Annotated in this window: 16 protein-coding genes; 6 read left to right on the top strand and 10 right to left on the bottom strand. The window is 68.2% G+C overall.

Going from position 1 to position 18,980, the window contains the following annotated elements; translation table 11 throughout:
* Nucleotides 1-5: 5 nt before the first annotated feature.
* Nucleotides 6-800 carry a D-alanyl-D-alanine carboxypeptidase family protein gene (locus ACZK29_RS19760; protein WP_111203698.1) on the bottom strand — a complete coding sequence of 265 codons (795 nt, stop codon included), beginning with the start codon at nt 798-800 and terminating at the stop codon, nt 6-8.
* A gap of 118 nt (nt 801-918) precedes the next feature.
* Here ACZK29_RS19760 and ACZK29_RS19755 point away from each other — a divergent pair, with 118 nt between their 5' ends.
* Entirely contained in the window at nt 919-2,466 is a 1,548-nt protein-coding gene (locus ACZK29_RS19755; protein WP_478446386.1) for an alkaline phosphatase, read from the top strand.
* Here the strand turns inward: ACZK29_RS19755 and ACZK29_RS19750 are convergent.
* Nucleotides 2,463-2,648: a hypothetical protein gene (locus tag ACZK29_RS19750; protein ID WP_111203688.1), complete on the bottom strand. Its 186-nt coding sequence runs from the start codon at nt 2,646-2,648 to the stop codon at nt 2,463-2,465. The two genes, ACZK29_RS19755 and ACZK29_RS19750, sit on opposite strands and share 4 nt — an antisense overlap.
* Nucleotides 2,649-2,747: 99 nt before the next feature.
* Here ACZK29_RS19750 and ACZK29_RS19745 point away from each other — a divergent pair, with 99 nt between their 5' ends.
* Nucleotides 2,748-3,647: a LysR substrate-binding domain-containing protein gene (locus tag ACZK29_RS19745; protein WP_111203689.1), complete on the top strand. Its 900-nt coding sequence runs from the start codon at nt 2,748-2,750 to the stop codon at nt 3,645-3,647.
* A 60-nt stretch (nt 3,648-3,707) separates the two neighbouring features.
* On the opposite strand, the gene ACZK29_RS19740 is transcribed toward ACZK29_RS19745, so the two are convergent.
* The 3 genes from ACZK29_RS19740 to ACZK29_RS19730 form a co-directional block, all read right to left on the bottom strand.
* Nucleotides 3,708-4,424 carry a transporter substrate-binding domain-containing protein gene (locus ACZK29_RS19740; RefSeq protein WP_478446385.1) on the bottom strand — a complete coding sequence of 239 codons (717 nt, stop codon included), beginning with the start codon at nt 4,422-4,424 and terminating at the stop codon, nt 3,708-3,710.
* Nucleotides 4,425-4,485: 61 nt separating this feature from the next.
* Complete coding sequence (locus tag ACZK29_RS19735; RefSeq protein ID WP_111203691.1) at nt 4,486-6,009, bottom strand: carotenoid oxygenase family protein; 1,524 nt, start codon at nt 6,007-6,009, stop codon at nt 4,486-4,488.
* A gap of 26 nt (nt 6,010-6,035) precedes the next feature.
* Entirely contained in the window at nt 6,036-6,458 is a 423-nt protein-coding gene (locus tag ACZK29_RS19730; protein WP_111203692.1) for a DUF2141 domain-containing protein, read from the bottom strand.
* A 161-nt stretch (nt 6,459-6,619) separates the two neighbouring features.
* On the opposite strand from ACZK29_RS19730, the gene ACZK29_RS19725 reads away from it, so the two are divergent.
* From ACZK29_RS19725 to ACZK29_RS19715, 3 genes are read left to right on the top strand one after another with little or no spacing between them, the layout of a single operon-like run.
* Nucleotides 6,620-7,720: a sensor histidine kinase gene (locus tag ACZK29_RS19725; RefSeq protein WP_111203693.1), complete on the top strand. Its 1,101-nt coding sequence runs from the start codon at nt 6,620-6,622 to the stop codon at nt 7,718-7,720.
* Entirely contained in the window at nt 7,717-8,355 is a 639-nt protein-coding gene (locus ACZK29_RS19720; RefSeq protein ID WP_111203699.1) for a response regulator transcription factor, read from the top strand. Before ACZK29_RS19725 ends, ACZK29_RS19720 begins: the two co-directional genes overlap by 4 nt.
* A 22-nt stretch (nt 8,356-8,377) precedes the next feature.
* Nucleotides 8,378-8,749: a VOC family protein gene (locus ACZK29_RS19715; RefSeq protein WP_164146999.1), complete on the top strand. Its 372-nt coding sequence runs from the start codon at nt 8,378-8,380 to the stop codon at nt 8,747-8,749.
* Nucleotides 8,750-8,814: 65 nt separating this feature from the next.
* On the opposite strand, the gene ACZK29_RS19710 is transcribed toward ACZK29_RS19715, so the two are convergent.
* Nucleotides 8,815-9,654, bottom strand: a complete 840-nt coding sequence (locus tag ACZK29_RS19710) for an arylamine N-acetyltransferase family protein (RefSeq protein ID WP_478446384.1) — start codon at nt 9,652-9,654, stop codon at nt 8,815-8,817.
* Nucleotides 9,655-9,857: 203 nt separating this feature from the next.
* Here ACZK29_RS19710 and ACZK29_RS19705 point away from each other — a divergent pair, with 203 nt between their 5' ends.
* The gene (locus ACZK29_RS19705) at nt 9,858-12,398 is read left to right on the top strand and encodes a methyl-accepting chemotaxis protein (RefSeq protein WP_478446383.1); all 2,541 of its coding nucleotides are present in this window, start codon (nt 9,858-9,860) and stop codon (nt 12,396-12,398) included.
* A 125-nt stretch (nt 12,399-12,523) separates the two neighbouring features.
* Here the strand turns inward: ACZK29_RS19705 and ACZK29_RS19700 are convergent, their stop codons facing one another.
* The 4 genes from ACZK29_RS19700 to cutA form a co-directional block, all read right to left on the bottom strand.
* A complete protein-coding gene (locus tag ACZK29_RS19700) occupies nt 12,524-15,046 on the bottom strand; it encodes a PepSY domain-containing protein (RefSeq protein WP_478446382.1) in 2,523 nt (840 codons plus the stop codon).
* 625 nt (nt 15,047-15,671) lie between these two features.
* Complete coding sequence (locus tag ACZK29_RS19695; RefSeq protein ID WP_111204641.1) at nt 15,672-16,235, bottom strand: TlpA family protein disulfide reductase; 564 nt, start codon at nt 16,233-16,235, stop codon at nt 15,672-15,674.
* Nucleotides 16,232-18,604, bottom strand: coding sequence for a protein-disulfide reductase DsbD family protein (locus tag ACZK29_RS19690; RefSeq protein WP_478446381.1), 2,373 nt, complete (start codon nt 18,602-18,604; stop codon nt 16,232-16,234). Before ACZK29_RS19690 ends, ACZK29_RS19695 begins: the two co-directional genes overlap by 4 nt.
* Nucleotides 18,601-18,939, bottom strand: a complete 339-nt coding sequence (gene cutA / locus ACZK29_RS19685) for a divalent-cation tolerance protein CutA (RefSeq protein ID WP_010481118.1) — start codon at nt 18,937-18,939, stop codon at nt 18,601-18,603. The genes ACZK29_RS19690 and cutA overlap by 4 nt, the downstream gene beginning before the upstream one ends.
* Nucleotides 18,940-18,980 lie beyond the last annotated feature (41 nt).

Raw genomic sequence — 18,980 nt, 5'->3', positions numbered from 1 at the left:
CGGCCTCAGGCATCGATGGCGGTGTCGGCCAGCGCGGCGAAACCGTTGTCCAGCAACTCACGTACCCGTGCATCGCGTGCCTGGCGGCTCTCAGAACCCAGGGCCACGGTGATCAGCCGCACCGGCTGCGCTCGCCCGGGTACCGCCCGGCACGCGGTCGCCGCCAGGCAGAAGCCTGCAGCCCGGGTATAACCGGTCTTCAATCCATCCACGCCGTCATCGCCCAGCAGGGCGTTCTGGTTGTTGCGGCTGAAGTTGCCATGTTCAAACGCGCGCTGCGCGGTGATCGCCAGGATCTGCGGATGATCGTTCAGCAGGCAGGCGGCCAGCACCGCCATGTCACGCGCACTGGACGCATGATGCGGCGTGGTGATACCGGATACGCTGGCGAACCACGTGCTGCGAAGGCCCAGCTGGCGAGCGTGCCGGTTCATGCGTTCCAGGAATGCAGGCTGCGATCCGCCCAGGTGACGTGCCATGGCCAGTGCCGCGTCATTGCCGGAGACGATCATCAGGCCTTCCAGCAGACGTCCCAGGGTGACGGTCTCTCCGGGGACAAGCCCCATGCGCGTTTCGTCGTCGGCCACGGCATGCACATCGTCGTCAGCGATGGTGACCGTTTCGTCCCACGAGTGCCCGTACTCCCCGATGCATGCATAGGCCGCGTAGGCGGTCATCAGCTTGGTCAGCGACGCCGGCTGTCGTGCGATGTCGGCGTTGTGCTGGTGGATCACCGTGAGAGTTGCCGCATCGAGGGTGATGGACGAGAGCGGGACGCGCGCGGAGGTGGGAGTCGGCATGCATGCGGCGATGGCGAAGGAGGGATGCAGGATAGTCCGCGGCGGCTGCATGAAGCTGCAATATTGAAACGATATAACGTACCGGAATTTCGGCCACCCATGGCCTGGGGACTGTTCAATGACTGCACGTACGCCACGCCGCTGGCTCCATTCCTCGCTGCTGCTTGCGCTGGCCGGGCTTGGCGGCTGCCAGCCCGCTCTGCGTGCCGAGGCCGTTCCTTCCGGTGACGTCCGTCCGTACAACGTGATCGTGATGATCAATGACGGCGCGGGTTGGGGTACCTGGGATGCCGCTGCCTACTGGCAGTACGGCAGCCGCGAAGGCGCCCCCTATGCGGATTTCCCGCAGCGCCTGGCGGTCACCACGTTCCCGTTGAACGCCAGCAGCCAGCCGACCGGCGACAACGCACAGACCCTCGGCTACGACGCGGGCAAGGCCTGGGATACCGAGCCGGTGCCGGCGCAGGACCTGCCGTTCGCCGGCTACCAGTACCTGGCCGCGGTGGCGACCGACAGCGCCGCAGCAGGCACGGCGCTGTCTTCAGGCATCAAGACCTACAACAACGCCATCAACGTGGACAACGATGGCAACGCTGTTGAATTCAACACGCTGCGCGCCAAGCGCCTGGGCATGGCCACCGGCGTGGTCACCTCGGTGCCGTTCGCGCACGCCACGCCCGCTGCGTTCGCGGCGCAGAACGCATCGCGCAACAACTACCACGCCATCGCCCACCAGATGCTGTCGCAGGGTCACATGGACCTGGTGATGGGCACCGGTGGCCCGGGGTACAGCGTCGATGGCCGCGCCTGTGACGAGGGCATGGGTGCCGCGAAGGCCGAGGGCTGCGCGAACCCGTGGGAATGGGTGTCGCAGCAGGATTGGCGGCAGCTGGAAGCGGGCAGCACGATCGGCGCAAACCCGGCCGGCCCGTGGCGCCTGATCCGCAGCAAGGAGGAGTTCGCCGCAATGGCGCAGGGCCGGCTGCCGGCTGATCGTCCGTTGATCGGCGTGCCGCGCGTGGCCAATACGCTGCAGCAGGCGCGCCAGCTGCAGGTGCTGGGCAAGGATGCGACCACGCCTTCCGGGGTGAGGAAGATCGACAGCGTTCCCGACCTGGCAACCATGACGCGTGGCGCGCTGCAGTTCCTGCAGCAGCGTTCGACCAGGGGCCTGTTCCTGATGGTGGAAGGCGGCGCCACCGATTGGGCGGCGCATACCAGTGCCTGCGGCACCGAATGGCACTACGGCCAGTGCAGCGACCAGCCGCAGTACGGCCGGCTGATCGAGGAAACCGTGGAGTTCAACGACGCGGTGGCGGCGGTGATCGACTGGGTCGAACGCAACGGCGGCTGGGAACACAACCTGCTGATCGTGACCACCGACCACGACAACAGCATGCCGATGGGCCCGGACGCGCAGACCGTGGCCTTCGAACCGGTAAGGAACCATGGACGCGGCCGCATGCCGGGGATGAGCTTCCGTCCCACCGGTAACCACTCCAACGCGCTGGTGCCGCTGTGGGCCAAGGGCGCGGGTGCGGAGCTGCTCGGCCGGCGCGTGCGTGGCGTCGACGCGGGTTACCGGAAGCACGTAGGTTGGAATGACGGCAGCTACATCGACAACACCGATGTCGCGTCGGCCGTGCAGCAAGCCCTGCAACGCTAGGGTAGTGCCGGCCGCTGGCCGGCAGCTGCGGGATGCTTGGCCGGCGAGGTTGCCGGCCAGCGGCCGGCACTACCAGGGGTGCCGCTGGGCGACGGCGTCGGGGAAGGGCTGGCCAGCTGGCGCGCCAGCTCGGCGCTGGCCACGTGGCCGTGCAGGAACAACAAGCCGCCGAAGATGTTCATGAGCGTGCCTCCACTTGAGTGGATTGCACGATACGGGCAGCATGGGGTGGCAAAAAAGCGACATTTCCGCAAGGTTGCCTTGAAAAGGATTCAAGTCTGATGTCCCGTCCGCCCCTCCACGCCCTGCAGGGCTTCGTGGCTGCTGCCCGCCTCGGCAACCTGTCGCGCGCGGCTGCGTCGATGAACCTCACCGTCAGTGCGCTGAGCCATCAGATGCGCCAGCTGGAGGAGCGCCTCGGGCAGCCGTTGCTGATCCGGCAGGCACGTGGTGTCACCCTCACTCTGGAGGGGCAGCGCCTTCTCGACCAGGTTGGCCCGCACCTGGATGCGATCAACGAGGCGTTCCAACCCTATGCGGCGCGCGCCGAGCACGTACTGACGATCAGCGCGGTGCCGTCGATGGCCTCGGCCTGGCTGGTGCCGCGCTTGGGGCATTTCGTCGCCGCGCACCCGCAGATCGAGATCAACCTGCAATCCAGTGAACGCCTGGTCGACTTCGAGCGCCAGCGGCAGTTCGACGCGGCACTGCGGCTGGGCACCGGAAACTGGCCGGGGCTGGTGGTGGAGCCGCTGTTCGACGAGTGGCTGTTGCCGATGGCCAGCCCCGCGTTGATCGAGCGCATGGGCGGTATCGACCGCGTACCGCTGGACCAATGGCCGCTGCTCGGTGACCCGGACGGGGCGTGGGGGGCTTGGTTTGCGCTGAGTGGGCAGAGGCCGCCGTCGCGCTTCGTGGCGGTGCTGGATGATTCGGAGGCGCACCACAGGGCCGCACTGGACGGGGTGGGCGTGGCGCTCGGGCGGGTCACCCGTGCGCGCCTGCTGCTGGACTCCGGCCAGCTGGTCGCGCTGTCCAGCCAGCGCCTGAAGACCGAGTGGCCGCACTGGCTGGTGTACCCGCAGCGCTCGGCCCGCCATCGCGGCTTCCTTGCTTTCCGCGACTGGCTGCACGCGCAGGCCGCCGAGCATGTGCGGCACATGGAAGGCGCGCATCTGTAGCGTCGCGCCATGCTCGACTGGTCTTTCGAAGAAGCGGTCGAGCATGGCTCGACGCTACAGTCACCGCACCAGCGTGACCGCCTGCCCGGCACGGGCGAACGCTTCGCCCAGCAACGATCCGGCCTTGATCGCATCCACTTCCTCGAACAGCGCCCGCAACGCCTCGGCCGGGCGCGAGGCTGGTGCGGCCACCGCCTGCTGGATGGCGGTGAAACGATCGGCCAGCACCCGATGGCCGGGATGCGCATGCGCCCAGGCCGCCAGCGGCTGGCGCACGCCGGCGGCCGCATCCAGGTGCTGCTGGTCGAACAGGTTGATCGCCGCCGCAGACGTGTCCGCACGCTCGATCGTGGCGTGGCGAAGCTCCCGGCTGAGGAACAGGTCGTAGGCTGCGCCACGGCCGACCGCGATGCGCAGGCCGTCGCGGTCAAGATCGGCCACCTGCTGCGCCGGGCTGTCCTCGCGCACCAGATAAGTGCCTTCGATTTCCACATAGGGCGCGCTGAAGGCGATGCGGTCGGCGCGCGCGGGATCGATCGCCAGGAAGGCAAGATCCCAGGCATGTTCGGCGGCCGCAGTAACCACCGAGGCCGCTGCGTCGTGGCAGGTGAAGCGAGCCTGCACGCCCAAACGCTGCGCCAATGCGGTGGCCAGTTCCAGCGACGGCCCGCGCGGTGAGCGTGCATCGCCCTGTGCCAGCACGGGATTACCGAGGTTGATTGCCACGCGCAGGAATCCCTGCGGTGCCAGCGCACTTCGATGGTCGGCCAGGGACATGCAGGGCTCCGCAGGAAGGGGAGCCCCAGCATGCCAGCGCCGGTGTCCGCACGGCGTGGACTCAACCGCGTGTGGCGAACGTGCCGTGGAAGCCCAGCGGCACCGCGTAGGGCAGCCATGCTTGTGCCAGCGGACCGTCGTCCAGGTGGCGCGCATCGAGTACGGCCAGGCCGCTGCGCTTGTTCACCGGGTCGAGCAGGGTGCCGATCAGCCAGCCGTCATCGGCGTTGCGGCTGCCCGGCCGCGGCACGAACACATGTTCCTCGGCCATGATGTCCGGCCCGTAGTGCCACAGCTGGCGACGCCCGCGCTCGATATCGAATGCAGCCACTGCGTTGAAGTACGGCGCCGTGGCCGGGCCATCGATGGTCGGCGCGTAGAGGCGCGCCCCCCGGGTGTTGGCCGAACGCGGATCGAACAGCGGGAACTCCACCGCGCTGATGCCCAGGGTTTCCCAGCGTGCCTGTCCGCGGCGCAGGTCCAGGTGCAATTCGACCAGGCTGGCGCCACTGTTCGCCGCGTGCGCGCCGTCACCGGCCATCGCCTCCTTCATCGGCGAGCGCGCTTCGTTGATGTCGTCGTGGCGCACCGCGCGCAGCACGATGCCGCCGTCGCGGGTGAAGGCATCGCCGAAGTGATAGATCGCCGCGAACGGTGCCTCGAACCATTGCGCCTTGTCCGGCGCATCCTTGGCGACCACCGCGATGCGCGCGGGGCGCTGCGGTGCGAACTGCATGCGCTCGAAGAAGCTGCCGCCGGTGCCGCTGAAGTCGAACGGCATCAGCACGAACACCAGGTGCTGCTCGGTCATCGCAAAGGCATGCAGGTAGCCATGTTCCGGCGTTTCAATCACATTGGCACTGCGCAGCTGGCCGTCCTTGCCGATGTGCCAGACCAGCAGGCCATGGCCTCCCATCAGGCTGATCGATCCGAAATTCCACACGCTGCCATCGCGGTCCGGCAGCGGATGCGCGGAGAACGGCAACGCCGCCAGATCCGGGCGCCAGGTGACCGGCCCGAGGGTCTGCAGCGAATCGGGGTCCACTTCGAACGCCGAGCCGGATTCGCACAGTGCGAACAGGCGGCCGTTGATCATCATCACCGAGGTGTTGGCCACGTTGGCGTCATCGTTGTTGCGCACCGCCAGGGCACCGGGAACGCTGGTGCCGGCCGCCGGGTACTGGAAGCGGCCGGCCTTCTGTTCACGACTGAACTTCGGCGTGGCCACCATGCGCCCGTGGTGGGTCAGGCTGCCATCGCCGTTGAAGCGCCAGCCATGCACCATGCCGTCGCCGTCGAACCAGTGGTCGTAGCGGAAGCCATCGCGCTCGGTCCAGGCCGGGCCATTGCGGTACAGCGTGCCGGCGAGGCCGGCCGGCAGACGGCCCTGCAGCTGCACGGTGGCCGGGCCGAGGCTCTCGCTGGTGACGCTGCGCCAGCCCAGCAGCCACGGGTGTTCCTGCAGGCCCTGCGCGAAACGGGCCGGGTCGCCGGCGAAGGCGGGCGCGCTGCGCAGTGCGGTGGCGCCCAGGGCCAGGCAGGCGCTGCTGCTGAGCAGGGTACGGAGGAAGCGGCGACGGTCCATGATGGCCTCGGGTCTGGATGCAGGAATCAGCGCAGGGTGATGTCGATGGCAGCGCCGGCAGCCGGCACGTCGACGCGCGCCTCGTCGAAGGTCGGCTTGCGCATCACCTGCGGGTTGTTGCTGAAGCCATAGCCTTCCACCGGCATGCCGACCAGGTTGGTGTCGAGCTTGCCGTTGTCGTTCTCGTCGTGGGTGAGCAGTACGGCATAACTGCCGGCCGGCAGGTTCTTGAATGTGAAGTGGACGCTGTCGCCGCTGGGCATCGCCTGCTGCGCCTGCACCGGCTTGGCCTTGCCGTCCCAGGCGGCAGCGCTGTCGACCAGTGCAACGCGCAGGGTGCCGGTCTGCACGCGGACATCGTGTACGGTCACTGCCAGATCGGCGGCGTGGGCACCACTGGCCAGGGCCAGGGCAGTCAGGGCGGTGCTGAGCAGGGCGGTGCGGATCATGGCGGTGGCTCCGGAGGTGGGTGGTGTGCTGCGGTGTAGAGCCAGTCTGCGCGGGGCGCGTTGGTGGGTTCAGGGCCAGTGGTCATCGATCCGACGTGCCAGAAGTCACTTTCTGCGTTGGACCCATTGCCGGTTGCTGCCGCGGCCGTCAGCATCAGGTCATGCCCAGCCTGTTCCGCCACCTGTTGCGTCCCCTCAGCCTCGCCGGCCTGGTCACCGTGCTGGTGGTGGGCCTGTCATTCGGCGTGCAGGGCGCCGGTGCCGGACTCAGCCAGGCGTCGCTTGGCGCGTTCCTGCTGCTGTTCGTGGTGCACGGATGGGCGGCAATGCCGGCCCGCGTGCGTGCACTGGCTGCGGTGCTGCAGGCCGTGCTGGCGATCGCGCTGGTTGCCCTGCAGCCGCGCACCGGAACCGCGCCGGTACTGCTGGTGGTGCTGGTGGCGCAGCTGGCCGAGCATTGGCCACCGCGCTTCGTGCTGGGTGTTGCATTGCTGGCCAACCTCGCCATGTATCTCGTGCTGCGCCACAGTGGTTTCACCCAGCCGTTGCTGGTGGTGCTGCTGTATGGCGGCTTCCAGGCATTTGCCGCACTGACCGCACACTACGCGCGCAGCACTGCGTTGGCCCGCGATGACCTGGCCCGTGTCAATGCCGATCTTCTGGCGACACGTGCACTGCTGGCCGACAGTGCACGCGATGCCGAGCGCCTGCGCCTGGCCCGCGAACTGCACGATGTGGCCGGGCACAAGCTCACCGCGATGCGCTTGAACCTGCGCGCCCTTGCGGCCGACCCTGTGCTGGCCGGGCGCGACGGACTGGTGCTGGCCGAGCAGCTGTCCGGCGAGTTGCTGGCCGACATCCGCCAGGTGGTGCAATCGATGCGCGATGATCGCGGCCTCGATCTGGCTACTGCGCTGCACGCGCTGGCCGCGCCGTTCCCGCGCCCGAAGCTGCAGCTGCAGATCGGCGAGAGCGTGCGCGTGGCTGACCCGCTGATGGCAGAGACCGTGCTGCGCCTGGTACAGGAAGCGCTGACCAATGCCGCCCGGCATGGCAACGCAGACACCGTATGGCTGACGATCAACGAAGAGGACTCCCGGTTGCGTATCGACATCCGTGACAACGGCCAGCGCGCCGAGCGTATCCGCGAGGGCAACGGCATCACCGGCATGCGTGAGCGCCTGGCCGCAGTGCGCGGCCAGCTGGAACTGGCCCGCACCGCGCAGGGTGGCATGCACCTGACTGCGTGGGTGCCGGCATGAGCGGTGGCGCGATCCGTGTTGCCCTGGCCGACGACCAGGCGCTGGTCCGTGCCGGCCTGCGCGCACTGTTGCAGGGGCTGGGCGTGGAGGTGGTGCTGGAAGCCGAAGACGGCCAGGCGCTGCTGGATGCGCTGGCCACCCAGCCGGTGGACGTGGTGCTCAGTGACATCCGCATGCCCGGGATGGACGGTATCGAAGCGCTGCGCCGGCTGCGCGCGCGTGGTGACGCCACCCCGCTGCTGCTGCTGACCACCTTCGATGAAAGTGATCTGCTGCTGCGTGCCAGCGAGGCAGGAGCGCAGGGATTCCTGCTCAAGGACGCAGCACCGGCCGACCTGCGCGAGGCGATCGAGCGCGTTGCCACCGGTGAGACCCTGCTGCTGCCGGTCAGCACCGAGCCGGTACGCGCCCGCTACCGTTTCCATGATGAAGCGCCGCCCACCGATACCTTCGGTGAGCGCGAAGTAGCGATCCTGCGCCTGCTGGCCGGTGGCTACAGCAACAAGGAGATCGCGCGCAGCCTGTTCCTGGCCGAGGGCACGGTGAAGAACTATGTCTCGGCCATCCTCGACAAGCTCGGCACCCGCGACCGCACCCGCGCGGTGCTGAAGGCGATTACCCTGCGCATCATCTGAGTTGCCGGCACCAGGAAAAAGCATGAACCCGATCCTGCACGTTGAAATCCCCGCCAGTGACCTGGCCCGTGCCATCGCGTTCTACCAGCAATGGCTGCGGGTGGACGTGGATGCGCCGATCCTGCTGCATGACTGCCAGATGGCGTACCTGCCGTTTTCGGATGACGCGGAAGGTGCCAGCATGGCGCTGGTGCAAGGCGCGGACTACCGGCCCTCCGAGCAGGGCGTGCGCATCTACATCGGCGTGGATGACCTGGATGCCAGCCTCGCGCGCGCGCTGCAGGCAGGTGCCGAACTGCGCTTCGGTCCGGCCGATGCCGGCAATTGGCGAGTGGCCGAGATCCGCGACAGTGAAGGCAACCGCATCGCGCTGCAGGCGCGCGCGCTTCTGTAGAGTCGAGCCATGCTCGACTGCTGTTGATTGCGCCGCCAATGCGTCAGCCGAGCATGGGCTCGGCTCTACAAGGTCGCGGTACGCGAGCGCTGCAGCCAGTCGTTGATCGCCGGGTCCAGTCGTGGGTCGTCGGGCAGTTGCATGCCGAAACGCTGCTGCAGCACCTCGCGCACATCGCCGACATCGTGCAGCGGGCGCTTGTCCGGCGCCTGCCCGGGGCGGTACTCGGTGTAGTTGCCGCTGCCGATGGTGCGGCGCCAGTCGGGCCCGGTCAGCGACGCGCGCAGCTGGCCCGGAAAGCTGGAATCGGGGTGGGTGCACACGTACCAGTTGCCCACCACGTTGTCGATCGGTGCCGGTGCCTGCAGATCGAAGCGGTACATCGCCCGCCAGCCGTCGCTGGATTCGGCCGACAGCACGAAGTCGCCCTGCTCGGGCAGGCGCTGCAGCAGAAAACGCTCGTGCGGCGTGGCCTGCGGCTGCGCATCGTGCAGCCGCAGCGGCACGGTCGGGGTCAGGCTGCCGAAACCGGCGTCCACCAGCCAATCATCGCCGTCCACATGCACGCGCAGCAGCAGGTGGGTCCGTGCAGTCAGCTCGCCGTCCTGTGCGGCCAGCAGTACACGCGCACTCAGCGGCTGCGCATCGAAGCCCAGTGCCTGCAGCAGGGCCAGCAGGCCGCCATTGAGTTCGAAGCAGTAGCCACCCCGGCGCTCGTCGAGCAGCTTGCGCTGCACGCTGTCCAGGTCGATCGGCACCGCGTCGCGCAGCAGGCAGCTGAGCGTCTCGAATGGCAGCAGCGCGTTGTGGCGCTGCTGCAGCAGGGTCAGGCCGGCCAGGGTCCGCGGTGGCGGGGCATCCAGCTGCAGGCGTTGCAGGTAGCGGGGGACATCGAGCGTCGTCATGGCGGCACCGGTCGGGGGAGGGAGGTCCACTGTGCTCCCCCAACCGGGGTTGAGGTCAAGCGCGCCGGCGATGTCATCGCCCCGTCGCCTGTGCCCGGTACAAAGGCCGCGTCCGTCAGCGATCGGCGTGGGCGAACGAAAAACTTCCTAAAGTTGTGTCAGATCCAGCCGATACAGGTGCGTCCTTCCGCCTGGAGTCTGTCATGTCGGCCGTTGTCCCCCACCTCAGGTCCCTGCGCGCGCGCCTTGGCACGTTGCGCTCGGCGTCCCCCGGCCTGCTGCGCTGGCTGCAGCCGCATCGGCTCAGCGTGGCCAACAAGCTCAAGGCGACCCTGTGGGTCTGTGGGCTTGGCCTGGTCGCGATCGCTGCCGTCTACGCCTGGACCGGCCACGCCAGCGCACAGGCTGCACGCAGCCAGGCCAGCTACCAGCGCGGCAGCGATCTGGCTGCGAGCCTGGCCACGCGGGTGGCCGAAGCGCGCCGCCTGCATACCCAGTATGCACGCAGTTTCGATGATGCCGACCGCAACCAGTTGCTGGTGACCCAGAACGCCCTGCAGGCCGATCTGCAGGCGCTGCGTGCGATGCCGATGGATGCCAGCCGGCGCAGGGCCCTGCAGGCGCTGACCGAGGCCGCTGACGCGTTCTCGCAGGGTGTGGTGGCGCTGTTCGAACGTGTCGATGAAATGGGTCGCGGCGACGCTGGCCTTGCCGCGCAGCTGCAGCAGGCGGCCGATGCCCTGCAGACCCAGGTGGACGCCCAGCAGCGGCCGTCGCTGGCGCTGTCCCTGCAGAAGATGCGCCGTCAGGAGGCGCTGTTGCTGCTCGATGGTGATTCCACGCACGCCGATCGTGCGAGCGAAGAAAAACTGCCATTCGATCTGGCGCTGGCGGGTCTGCCTGCCGATGTGCAGGACGCCCTGCGCAGCGGAATGGAGGGCTACCAGATCGCGTTGCTGGGCTACACCGCCGCGCGTGTCGGGCTGGATGTGGAGGCACAGTCACTGCTTGAAACCGCCGCTGGCGTGGCACCTGCGCTGGCCGCATTCCAGCAGGCACAGGTCGCGGCGCTGGCCAGTGCACAGGCACGCCAGCAGGCCGGCGCACGCGCCATGAGCGTGCTGTTCGCACTCACGCTGCTGCTGGTTGCCGGAGTATTGATCACCAGCCTGGTGCTGGTGCTGCGTGCGGTGCGCCAGCCGATCCAGGATACCCTGCGTTTCGCCAGCGACATCGCCGACGATCGCCTGGACACCACCCTGCGCGTCTACAACGCCAACGACGAGATCGGCCAGCTGGCCCAGCGGTTGGTCGACATGCAGCAGCGCCTGCGCGCGCGCATCGAGACCGAGCGTGCGGTGGCGCGCGGCAACACCCGCGTGCGCCAGGCATTGGACAGCGCGCAGACCGGCCTGATGGTGATCGATGCGGAAGGGCAGGTTGCCTACGCCAACCCGGCACTGCTGCTGCAGCTCGAGCGCCAGGTCGAAGAGCTGGTGGGCAGCGACGCGGTGCGCCTGCACCCAGCGCTGGGCAGCCTGGCCAGCGTGCGCCAGCGCGAGGAGCGCGAGATCAGCCAGGCAGGGGGGCGCTACCAGCTGATTGCCAACGCCATCATCGACGAAGGCCAGTTCCTTGGCGTGGCGGTGGAATGGCGAAGTCGTGCGCTGGAAACCCTGCTGGAAACCGAAGTGGCCGCGCTGGTCGACGCCGCCGCGCACGGTGACCTGCATGGGCGCATCGCGCTGGAGGGCAAGCAGGGCTTCGTGCGCACGCTGTCGACCAGCATCAACCGCCTGCTGGCCACGTTTGAAACCAACCTTGGCGACCTGCAGGCGCTGCTGGCAGCGTTGGCCCACGGTGACCTCAGCGTGCGCATGGAGGGTGAACTGCAGGGGGTGTTCGCGCGCATGCGCGACGATGCCAATGCCACCGTCGCTCAGCTCGGCCGCATCGTCACCCGCATCCAGCACGCCACCTCCAGCCTCGACACCGATGTTGGCGAGATCGTTGCCGGCCATCACGACCTCTCGCAGCGTACCGAACAACAGGCGGCCAACCTGGAAGAGACGGCCGCATCGATGCATGAGCTGACCGACACCGTTGGCCGCAATGCGGATGCCGCGGGGCGTGCCGACGCGCTGGTCAAGGGTGCCGCTGCGGTGGCGCAGCGCGGCGGTGAGGCGGTGGGCCAGGTGGTGGCGACCATGCAGGGCATCAGCGAGGCGTCGCGCCGGATCGGCGATATCACCCAGCTGATTGATGGCATCGCTTTCCAGACCAACATCCTTGCGCTCAACGCGGCGGTGGAGGCGGCACGCGCGGGCGAGCAGGGCCGCAGCTTTGCCGTGGTGGCGGCAGAAGTACGCCTGCTGGCCCAGCGCAGTGCCGAGGCGGCGAAGCAGATCAAGGGATTGATCGAGGATTCGGTGGCGCGGGTCGGGCAAGGCAGCCAGCAGGCCGAGCAGGCGGGCACCACCATGGGCGAGATCGTTGGCAGCGTGCAGCAGCTGGCCGAGCTGCTGGCCGGTATCCGCAGTGCATCGCAGGACCAGCATGCCGGCATCGCGCAGGTGAACCAGACCATCGTGCAGATGGAAGCCAGCACCCAGCGCAACGCCAGCCTGGTGGAAGAAGCCGGTGTCTCGACCGCGCAGATGCAGGCGCAGGTACACGCGCTGGCCGAAGCGGTGGGCGCGTTCCGACTGCAGCCGGAAGAGCGGGCGGCACGCGCGGCGGCCTAGGCGGTGCTGTTCTGTGGGCCGGCGGGGAATCAGCCGAGTGCAGGCTCGGCTCTACATCATCGGGCCCGGGAAACACTGTAGAGCCGAGCCCATGCTCGGCTCACGCCCATGCGCGGTGGCAGGAATCAATACACGTCGCGACGGTAGCGCCCGCTCTCCAGCAGTGTTTCCACTGCTTCATCGCCCAGCGCTTCGCGCAGCACCTGGTCCACGCCTTCGGCCATGCCCAGCAGTGAACCGCAGACGTGGATGACGGCACCACGCTGCATCCAGTCGCGCAGGGCATCGGCCGCCACACGCAGGCGATCCTGTACATAGCCGCCGTCGCCATCGCGCGAGAACGCCAGGTCCACCCGCGCAAGATGACCGTTGGCCTGCCAGGCCTCGATCTCGTCGGCGAACAGGAAATCGTGCGCACGCTGGCGTTCACCAAACAGCAGCCAGTGCCCATGTTCTCCGGCATGGGCGGCTTCGCGCAGCAGGCTGCGCAGGCCGGCGATGCCGGTGCCGTTGCCGATCAATACCATGGGTGCACCGATCACGCGATGGAAACCCGGATTGCGGTGCACGCGGGAGGCGATGCTGGCGCCTATCGGCGCATGCACTGACAGCCAGCCCGAGCCCAGGCCGGTGCGTCCGGCTTCGTCATGGACCAGCCGTACCACCAGCTCGACCGCACCGTCATCCGTACAGGACGCGATGGAGTACTCCCGCCCCGGCAGCAGTGACAGCCCTGCCAGCCACAGGCACGCATCCTGCACCGCCAGCGCGGCATCGGCATCGGGAAGCTCGCGCTCGCTGGCGAGCGCCAGCAGCGTGCGCGGCTGGCCGTCGATCAGCAGCGGCTGCAGGGGATCCAGCCCATGTGCCTTCAGTACCGCATCGGCGTGCCGCGCGTTGTGGCGGGGCGCGATATGCAGGATGTCGCCCGCCTGCCACTGCACCTCGGCCGGTGCAGCAAGACGGATGCGCCAGATCGCACCGCCGATGCTGCCTGGATTGAGGCGGTCGCGGCCGAGCAGGCGCCACTCGTGCATCTGCGTGGCGGCCGGCAGTACGCTGTCATCGGTGGCGATGCCGGTCAGCGCGCCCAGCTGTTGTTGCCACTGGCGCAGCGCCGTTACCGCAGCGGCATCGACATCGATGCGCTGGAACAGCGCACGCGCACCGTTGCCCAGCAGCCAGCCATCGAACTGGCGGCCAAAGCCGCAGTAATGCGGGTACTGGCGGTCACCCAGGGCGAGCAGGCCGAACTGCAGGCCCGACAGATCGGGCGCTTGTGCCAGCAGCCGTCGCGCAGCGCCCCGCGCCGCATCCGGAGGTTCGCCATCGCCAAAGGTGCTCAGCACGAACAAGGCCTGCGCAGTGCGCGCGAGCTGCGTGGCATCGACCCGGGCCAATGGCAGTACCTGCACAGCATGGCCAGCGGCCTGCAGCTGCGCGGCAGCACGCCAGGCCAGCTGTTCGCCCAGCCCGCTCTGGCTGGCATGCACGACCAGCCAAGGTGCGCGGCCATCATTGGCGGCGGCAACCGGAAGCGACTGGCGCAGCCCGCGCGCGGCGCGCTGGCTGCGGCGACGGTCCAGGTACAGCATCCAGCCAGTGATGAAGAACAGGCTCATGCCCAGGCTGCTGAGCATCACCACCACGCGCCCGGGTATGCCGAAGTAGCTGCCCGAGTGCAACGCGAACACGCTGGTGGCCAGCTGGCCGCCGGTTCCCTGGCGCGCGTAGGGGCGCGAATCGAGGATTGCCCCGCTGGCCGGATCCAGTTGCAGCAGATCATGTGCACGGTCATGGTGGCCGCCGCGCTGAGACGGATCACCGGCCATCACCCGCACGTTGAGTACCTGGCCGGGCTCTTCCGGCAGGCGCAGGTCGATGAAGCCGGTGCGCACGCCGGGCAACGCATACAAGGTGGTTTCGACGCGGCGCAGGTCCAGCGTCGTGTCGGTGGCGACCTTGTGCTTGGCCGCCGGCGCGACGGCCAGCAGGGTGTTGGCGGCGCTGCGGTACCAGTCGAACGACCACCACAGGCCGGTCAGCGCACTCATCAGATAGACCAACAGCACCCAGGTGCCGACCACCGAGTGCAGGCTCCACAGGAACCCGCGGCCGCTGCGCTTCCACTCCACCGCCAACCAACTGCGCCAGTGCCACCAGCGCCGCGGCCAGCGCAGATAGAGGCCGGACAGGGTGAAGAACAGCAGGGCGATGGCACAGCTGCCGGTGATCCATTTGCCGCGCTCGCCCGCAGCGAGGTGGCGATGCAGGTCTTCGACGAAATCGAAGAAGGCCTGCCCGCGCAGCGCGCTGAAGCGTTCGCCGCTGTACGGGTCGAAGTACACCCAGTGCTCTTTGCCGCCGGCGAACCGTGCGACTGACGGTCGCTGTCCGGTGGCATCGATGCGCAGGCGTTGCAGTGGTCGCTCGCTGCCGGCCTGCAGCAGCGGCACCAGTTCAGTGAGCGCCAGCGGATGCTGGCCTTCGGAATGGTGTTCGGCGATTTCGGCGAAGCCGGGGTTGGCGGCACGCAGCAGTTCGTCCTCGAAGGACAGCACGGCGCCGCTGAGTCCCATCACGGCCAGGACGGCACCGGTAGTGATGCCCAGCAGCCAGTGCAGTTGGAACAGGACGTTCTTGAACATTGAAGGAGGAGGGCCTGGAAGGCTGCCGCCCGCATCCTGCGCAACAGCAAATGAGAATTAGTCGCGGAATTTTCCGTGGCGGACGGGCTACGGTCAAGGAGGGTTTTGTTGCAGGGCTTTGCAGCCCTGCACCCGCTACAAGCCGGAGCAACGTCAACGTCAAAAGCTGGCTTTCCGTGGGTTGGCGGGGTGGGTCCGGTTGAGGGGGACGCTGCAAGTACGTCCATGTAAGCTCGGTCGCCGCATCCATGCGGCTCACGCCCCCTCAACCGGACCCACCCCGCCTTCGACAGTTTCCTGCGATCTGTCGGAACGGCGTTCTGCTTTGGTAGGTGCCGACCGTTGGTCGGCACGGGGTCTGATTCCGTTCTGAATATCGATATCTGACAGATGTGTCGACCAAGGTCGACACCTACCAACAGCCGCGAAGATCTGTCAGAGGTGGGGCGGTGTCGGAGTGCGGGGTGTCAGCCGCATGGATGCGGCTGCCAAGCTTACAGGGACGTACTTGCAGCGTCCCCGCACTCCGACATCGCCCCGCCATCCCACGGAAAGCCCGCTGTAGCTATTGCTTCGGCTGTTGCTCTGGCCTGAAGCGGGTGCAGGGTGCAACCCTGCCGAACCCTCACTTCACCCAGCGTTCGATCTCGCCGTGGGCGAACGGTCCCAGCTTTGCCTTCACCAGCCGCCCCTGCGCATCGAACAGCACGCTGTAGGGCAGCAGGCCCTGTGTATTGCCCAGCTGCACGCTGGCATCGCGCGGCCCCGGGGTCTCGATCACGATCGGGTAATCCACCGGGACACGCTGCAGGAAACCGCGCACGTCTTCCGGGGTATCCAGTGCCAGGCCCAGCACCTGCACGCCGTTGTCGCCCTGCGCATGGGCGAAGCGGGCAAGCTCCGGCATCTCTTCCACGCATGGGGCGCACCAGCTGGCCCAGACGTTGACCAGCAGCGGGCGGCCGGCGAAGCGCTGTCGCAGGTCCTGCGGTTGGCCCTCGAGGTCGGGCAGTGAAAGTGCCGGCAGCGGATCACCCACCTTCAGGGCCGGCGCCGCGGGAGCCGCTGCGGAAGCATCTGGCGAGGCAGCCGTTACAGCCGACGCCGGTGCCAATCGATGGCCGGCCCACAGGCCAAGGCCGGCGGCCAGCACCGCTGTCCACAGCAGCGCTGGCCGTTGCCACTTCATCGTGCGGTGCGCAGCAGCGCTTCCTCGACCACGGCCTGGGTCAGCAGGGTGGGCAGCACGGTCGGCGGTGCACCGGGGCCGTACACCACGTACAGCGGCACGCCGACGGCTTTGTGTTCTTCCAGGAACGTGGTGATCTGCGGATCGACGTTGGTGTAGTCACCGCGCATGTACACCGCGTTGGTGCGCTTGAGCAGGTCCTTGAACTCCGGCCGTGACAGCACCGCGCGTTCGTTGGCCTTGCAGCTCACGCACCAGTCGGCGGTCATGTTGACGAACACCACGCGGTTGTCGGCGCGCAGGCGGTCCAGCAGCTGCGGCGAGTACTCCACCACGTTGTCGCTGGCCGCCTGTGCGGCGCGTGCCGGCGGTGCCAGCTGGGTCACGCCCCAGGCCGGTACCAATGCACCGATCGCCAGCAGCACGCCGAGCAAGGTCACTGCACGCGAGCCGGTCCAGCGGTTGCGCTCGAACAGCCACAGGCCGAAGGCGAACAGCAGCAGGCCACCCAGCACCAGCGCCATGCCGTCCACGCCACGCTGCTTGCCCAGCACCCACAGCAGCCACAGCGCGGTGGCATACATCGGGAAGGCCAGCACGTGCTTGAGCGTTTCCATCCACGGGCCCGGCTTGGGCAGGCGGCGCGCCAGCGCCGGCACGAAGCCGATCAGCAGGAACGGCAGCGCCAGGCCCAGGCCGAGGAACAGGAACACGGTCATCGCCTTCAGTGGCGGGGCAATGAAGGCGTAGGCGATCGCGCCACCCATGAACGGGCCGACGCAGGCACTGCCGACCACGCAGGCCAGCGCACCGGTGAAGAAGTCACCGGCCGGACCGCTGCGACTGGCCAGCGACTGGCCGAGGTTGCCGATGCCACCGCCAAGGGTGAACACGCCGGACAGGCTCAGGCCCACCGCGAACATGATGTAGGCCAGCGCCGCCACCACACCAGGGTGCTGCAGCTGGAAGCCGATGCCGACGGCATTGCCGATCGCACGCAGGCCGACCATCAACGCACCGATCACCGCGAACGCGACCAGCACGCCCAGCGTGTACCAGAGCGCGTGGCTGCGCGCGCGCTGCGGGCTCTCGCCGCTCTGCGCCAGGCTCAGCACCTTCAGCGACAGGATCGGCAGCACGCATGGCATCAGGTTCAATACGAGGCCGCCGGCCAAAGCCAACAACAGCACCCAGACGAACGAGCGGTCCGGATTCGGCGTGGTCGCGGGCGGACGCGTACGCAGCGCGTTGTCACCGCGTGCATCTGCAGCGAACTCATTACCGCTTTCGGCGCCTGCAACGGCCGGGGTGGTGGCATCCGTATTGGGTACCGTTGGCAGCAGGCGCAGGGGGGCGCCGTTGGCGCCTTCGCGTGGCGCCGCAGCCAACGGGCTGATCACCTCATCGCGCGGCGGTGCCTGGTCGGCGCTGGCGCTGACCTTGCCGGCCGGGATCGACAGCTTCACCCGGCGGGTCATCGGCGGATAGCAGATGCCATCGGTCTGGCAGCCCTGGAAGGTCACCACCAGGGTACTGTCGACCGCGTCGGCAACGGAGCGGCGCAGCGGCAGCGGTACTTCCACCTGGTTGAAGTAGACCGAGACATCGCCGAAGTGTTCATCACGATGCGACTGCGCAGCCGGCCAGCGCGGCGTGCCGGCCTGCACGCCGGTGCTGCCTTCCAGCTTCAACGAGGTGCGGTCGCGATACAGGTAGTAGCCCGGCGCGGGGCTGAAGCGCAGCAGCAGGGTGTTGCCGTCGCTGGCGATGGCATCGAAGCCGAACGCCTGCTCGGACGGAAGCGGCAGCGCCTGGCTGTTGCTGGCGGCACCCGGCAGGCGCAGCCCGCCGCTGTTGCCGGCACCTGCCAGCGGATTGTTGAACGGGCTGGCGGCACCGGCACGCGCGGCAGGGGCCGCGGGCTGTGCGCCGGCACCGGGCAGGGTGACCTGCACCACGCGCTTCTGCGGCGGGTAGCAGACACCGGCGTCGGCGCAGCCCTGGTAGCGTACTTCCAGGCTGATGGTGCCCGCTGCATCGGTCGGCGTGCCGGGCAGGGTGGCCTGCAGGCGTTCGCGATAGGTTTCGACTTCGCCGAAGAAATCGTCGTGGTGCTTGTCGCCCTTGGGCATCTGCAGCGCGCCGGCATTGAACGCCGGATCGGCCTTGACGCTGGTGCGGTGGCGATACAGGTAGTAGCCGGGGGCGATCTTGAACTGCAGTTGCACCTGGCCGCGCTCGGGGGCGGTGGCGGTCAGCGCGAACGCCTGGTCCACCGGCAGCAGGTCCTTCTCATCCAGCGCGAACGCTGGCAGCGAGAGCCACAACAGGGCGCACAGGGCGGCGCCACGCGCAAACAGAGTCTTCAATCAGTGTCCTCCCGGGTCTGTGCCCGGATCCAATCCAGATACGCCGGCAGGCCGGCCCGGGTTTCGACCGCGATGCACTCCGGGAGTTCATACGGATGCAGTTCGACGATCCGGGCAATCGCGTCATCGACGCGGCTTGCGGTGGTCTTCACCAGCAGTTGCAGCTCGGCGTCGGTGGTCACCTCGCCCTGCCAGCGGTAGGTCGACTGCGCGCCATCGAGGCGGGTCACGCACGCCGCCAGGCGCTCGCCGACCAGCGCGTGCGCGATGCGCTCGGCACTGGCCCGGTCCGGGCAGGTGGTCAACAGCAGCAGGACGGGATCGACGGTCGACATGACCGTCGAGTATAGGGCCGCCGCCGGGTCAGGGCCCGGCG

This window comes from Stenotrophomonas sp. 89682_Sma (assembly GCF_056481405.1).
The sequence above is the reverse complement of the archived record's forward strand: the minus strand, read 5'-3'. Positions and strand labels throughout refer to the sequence as shown.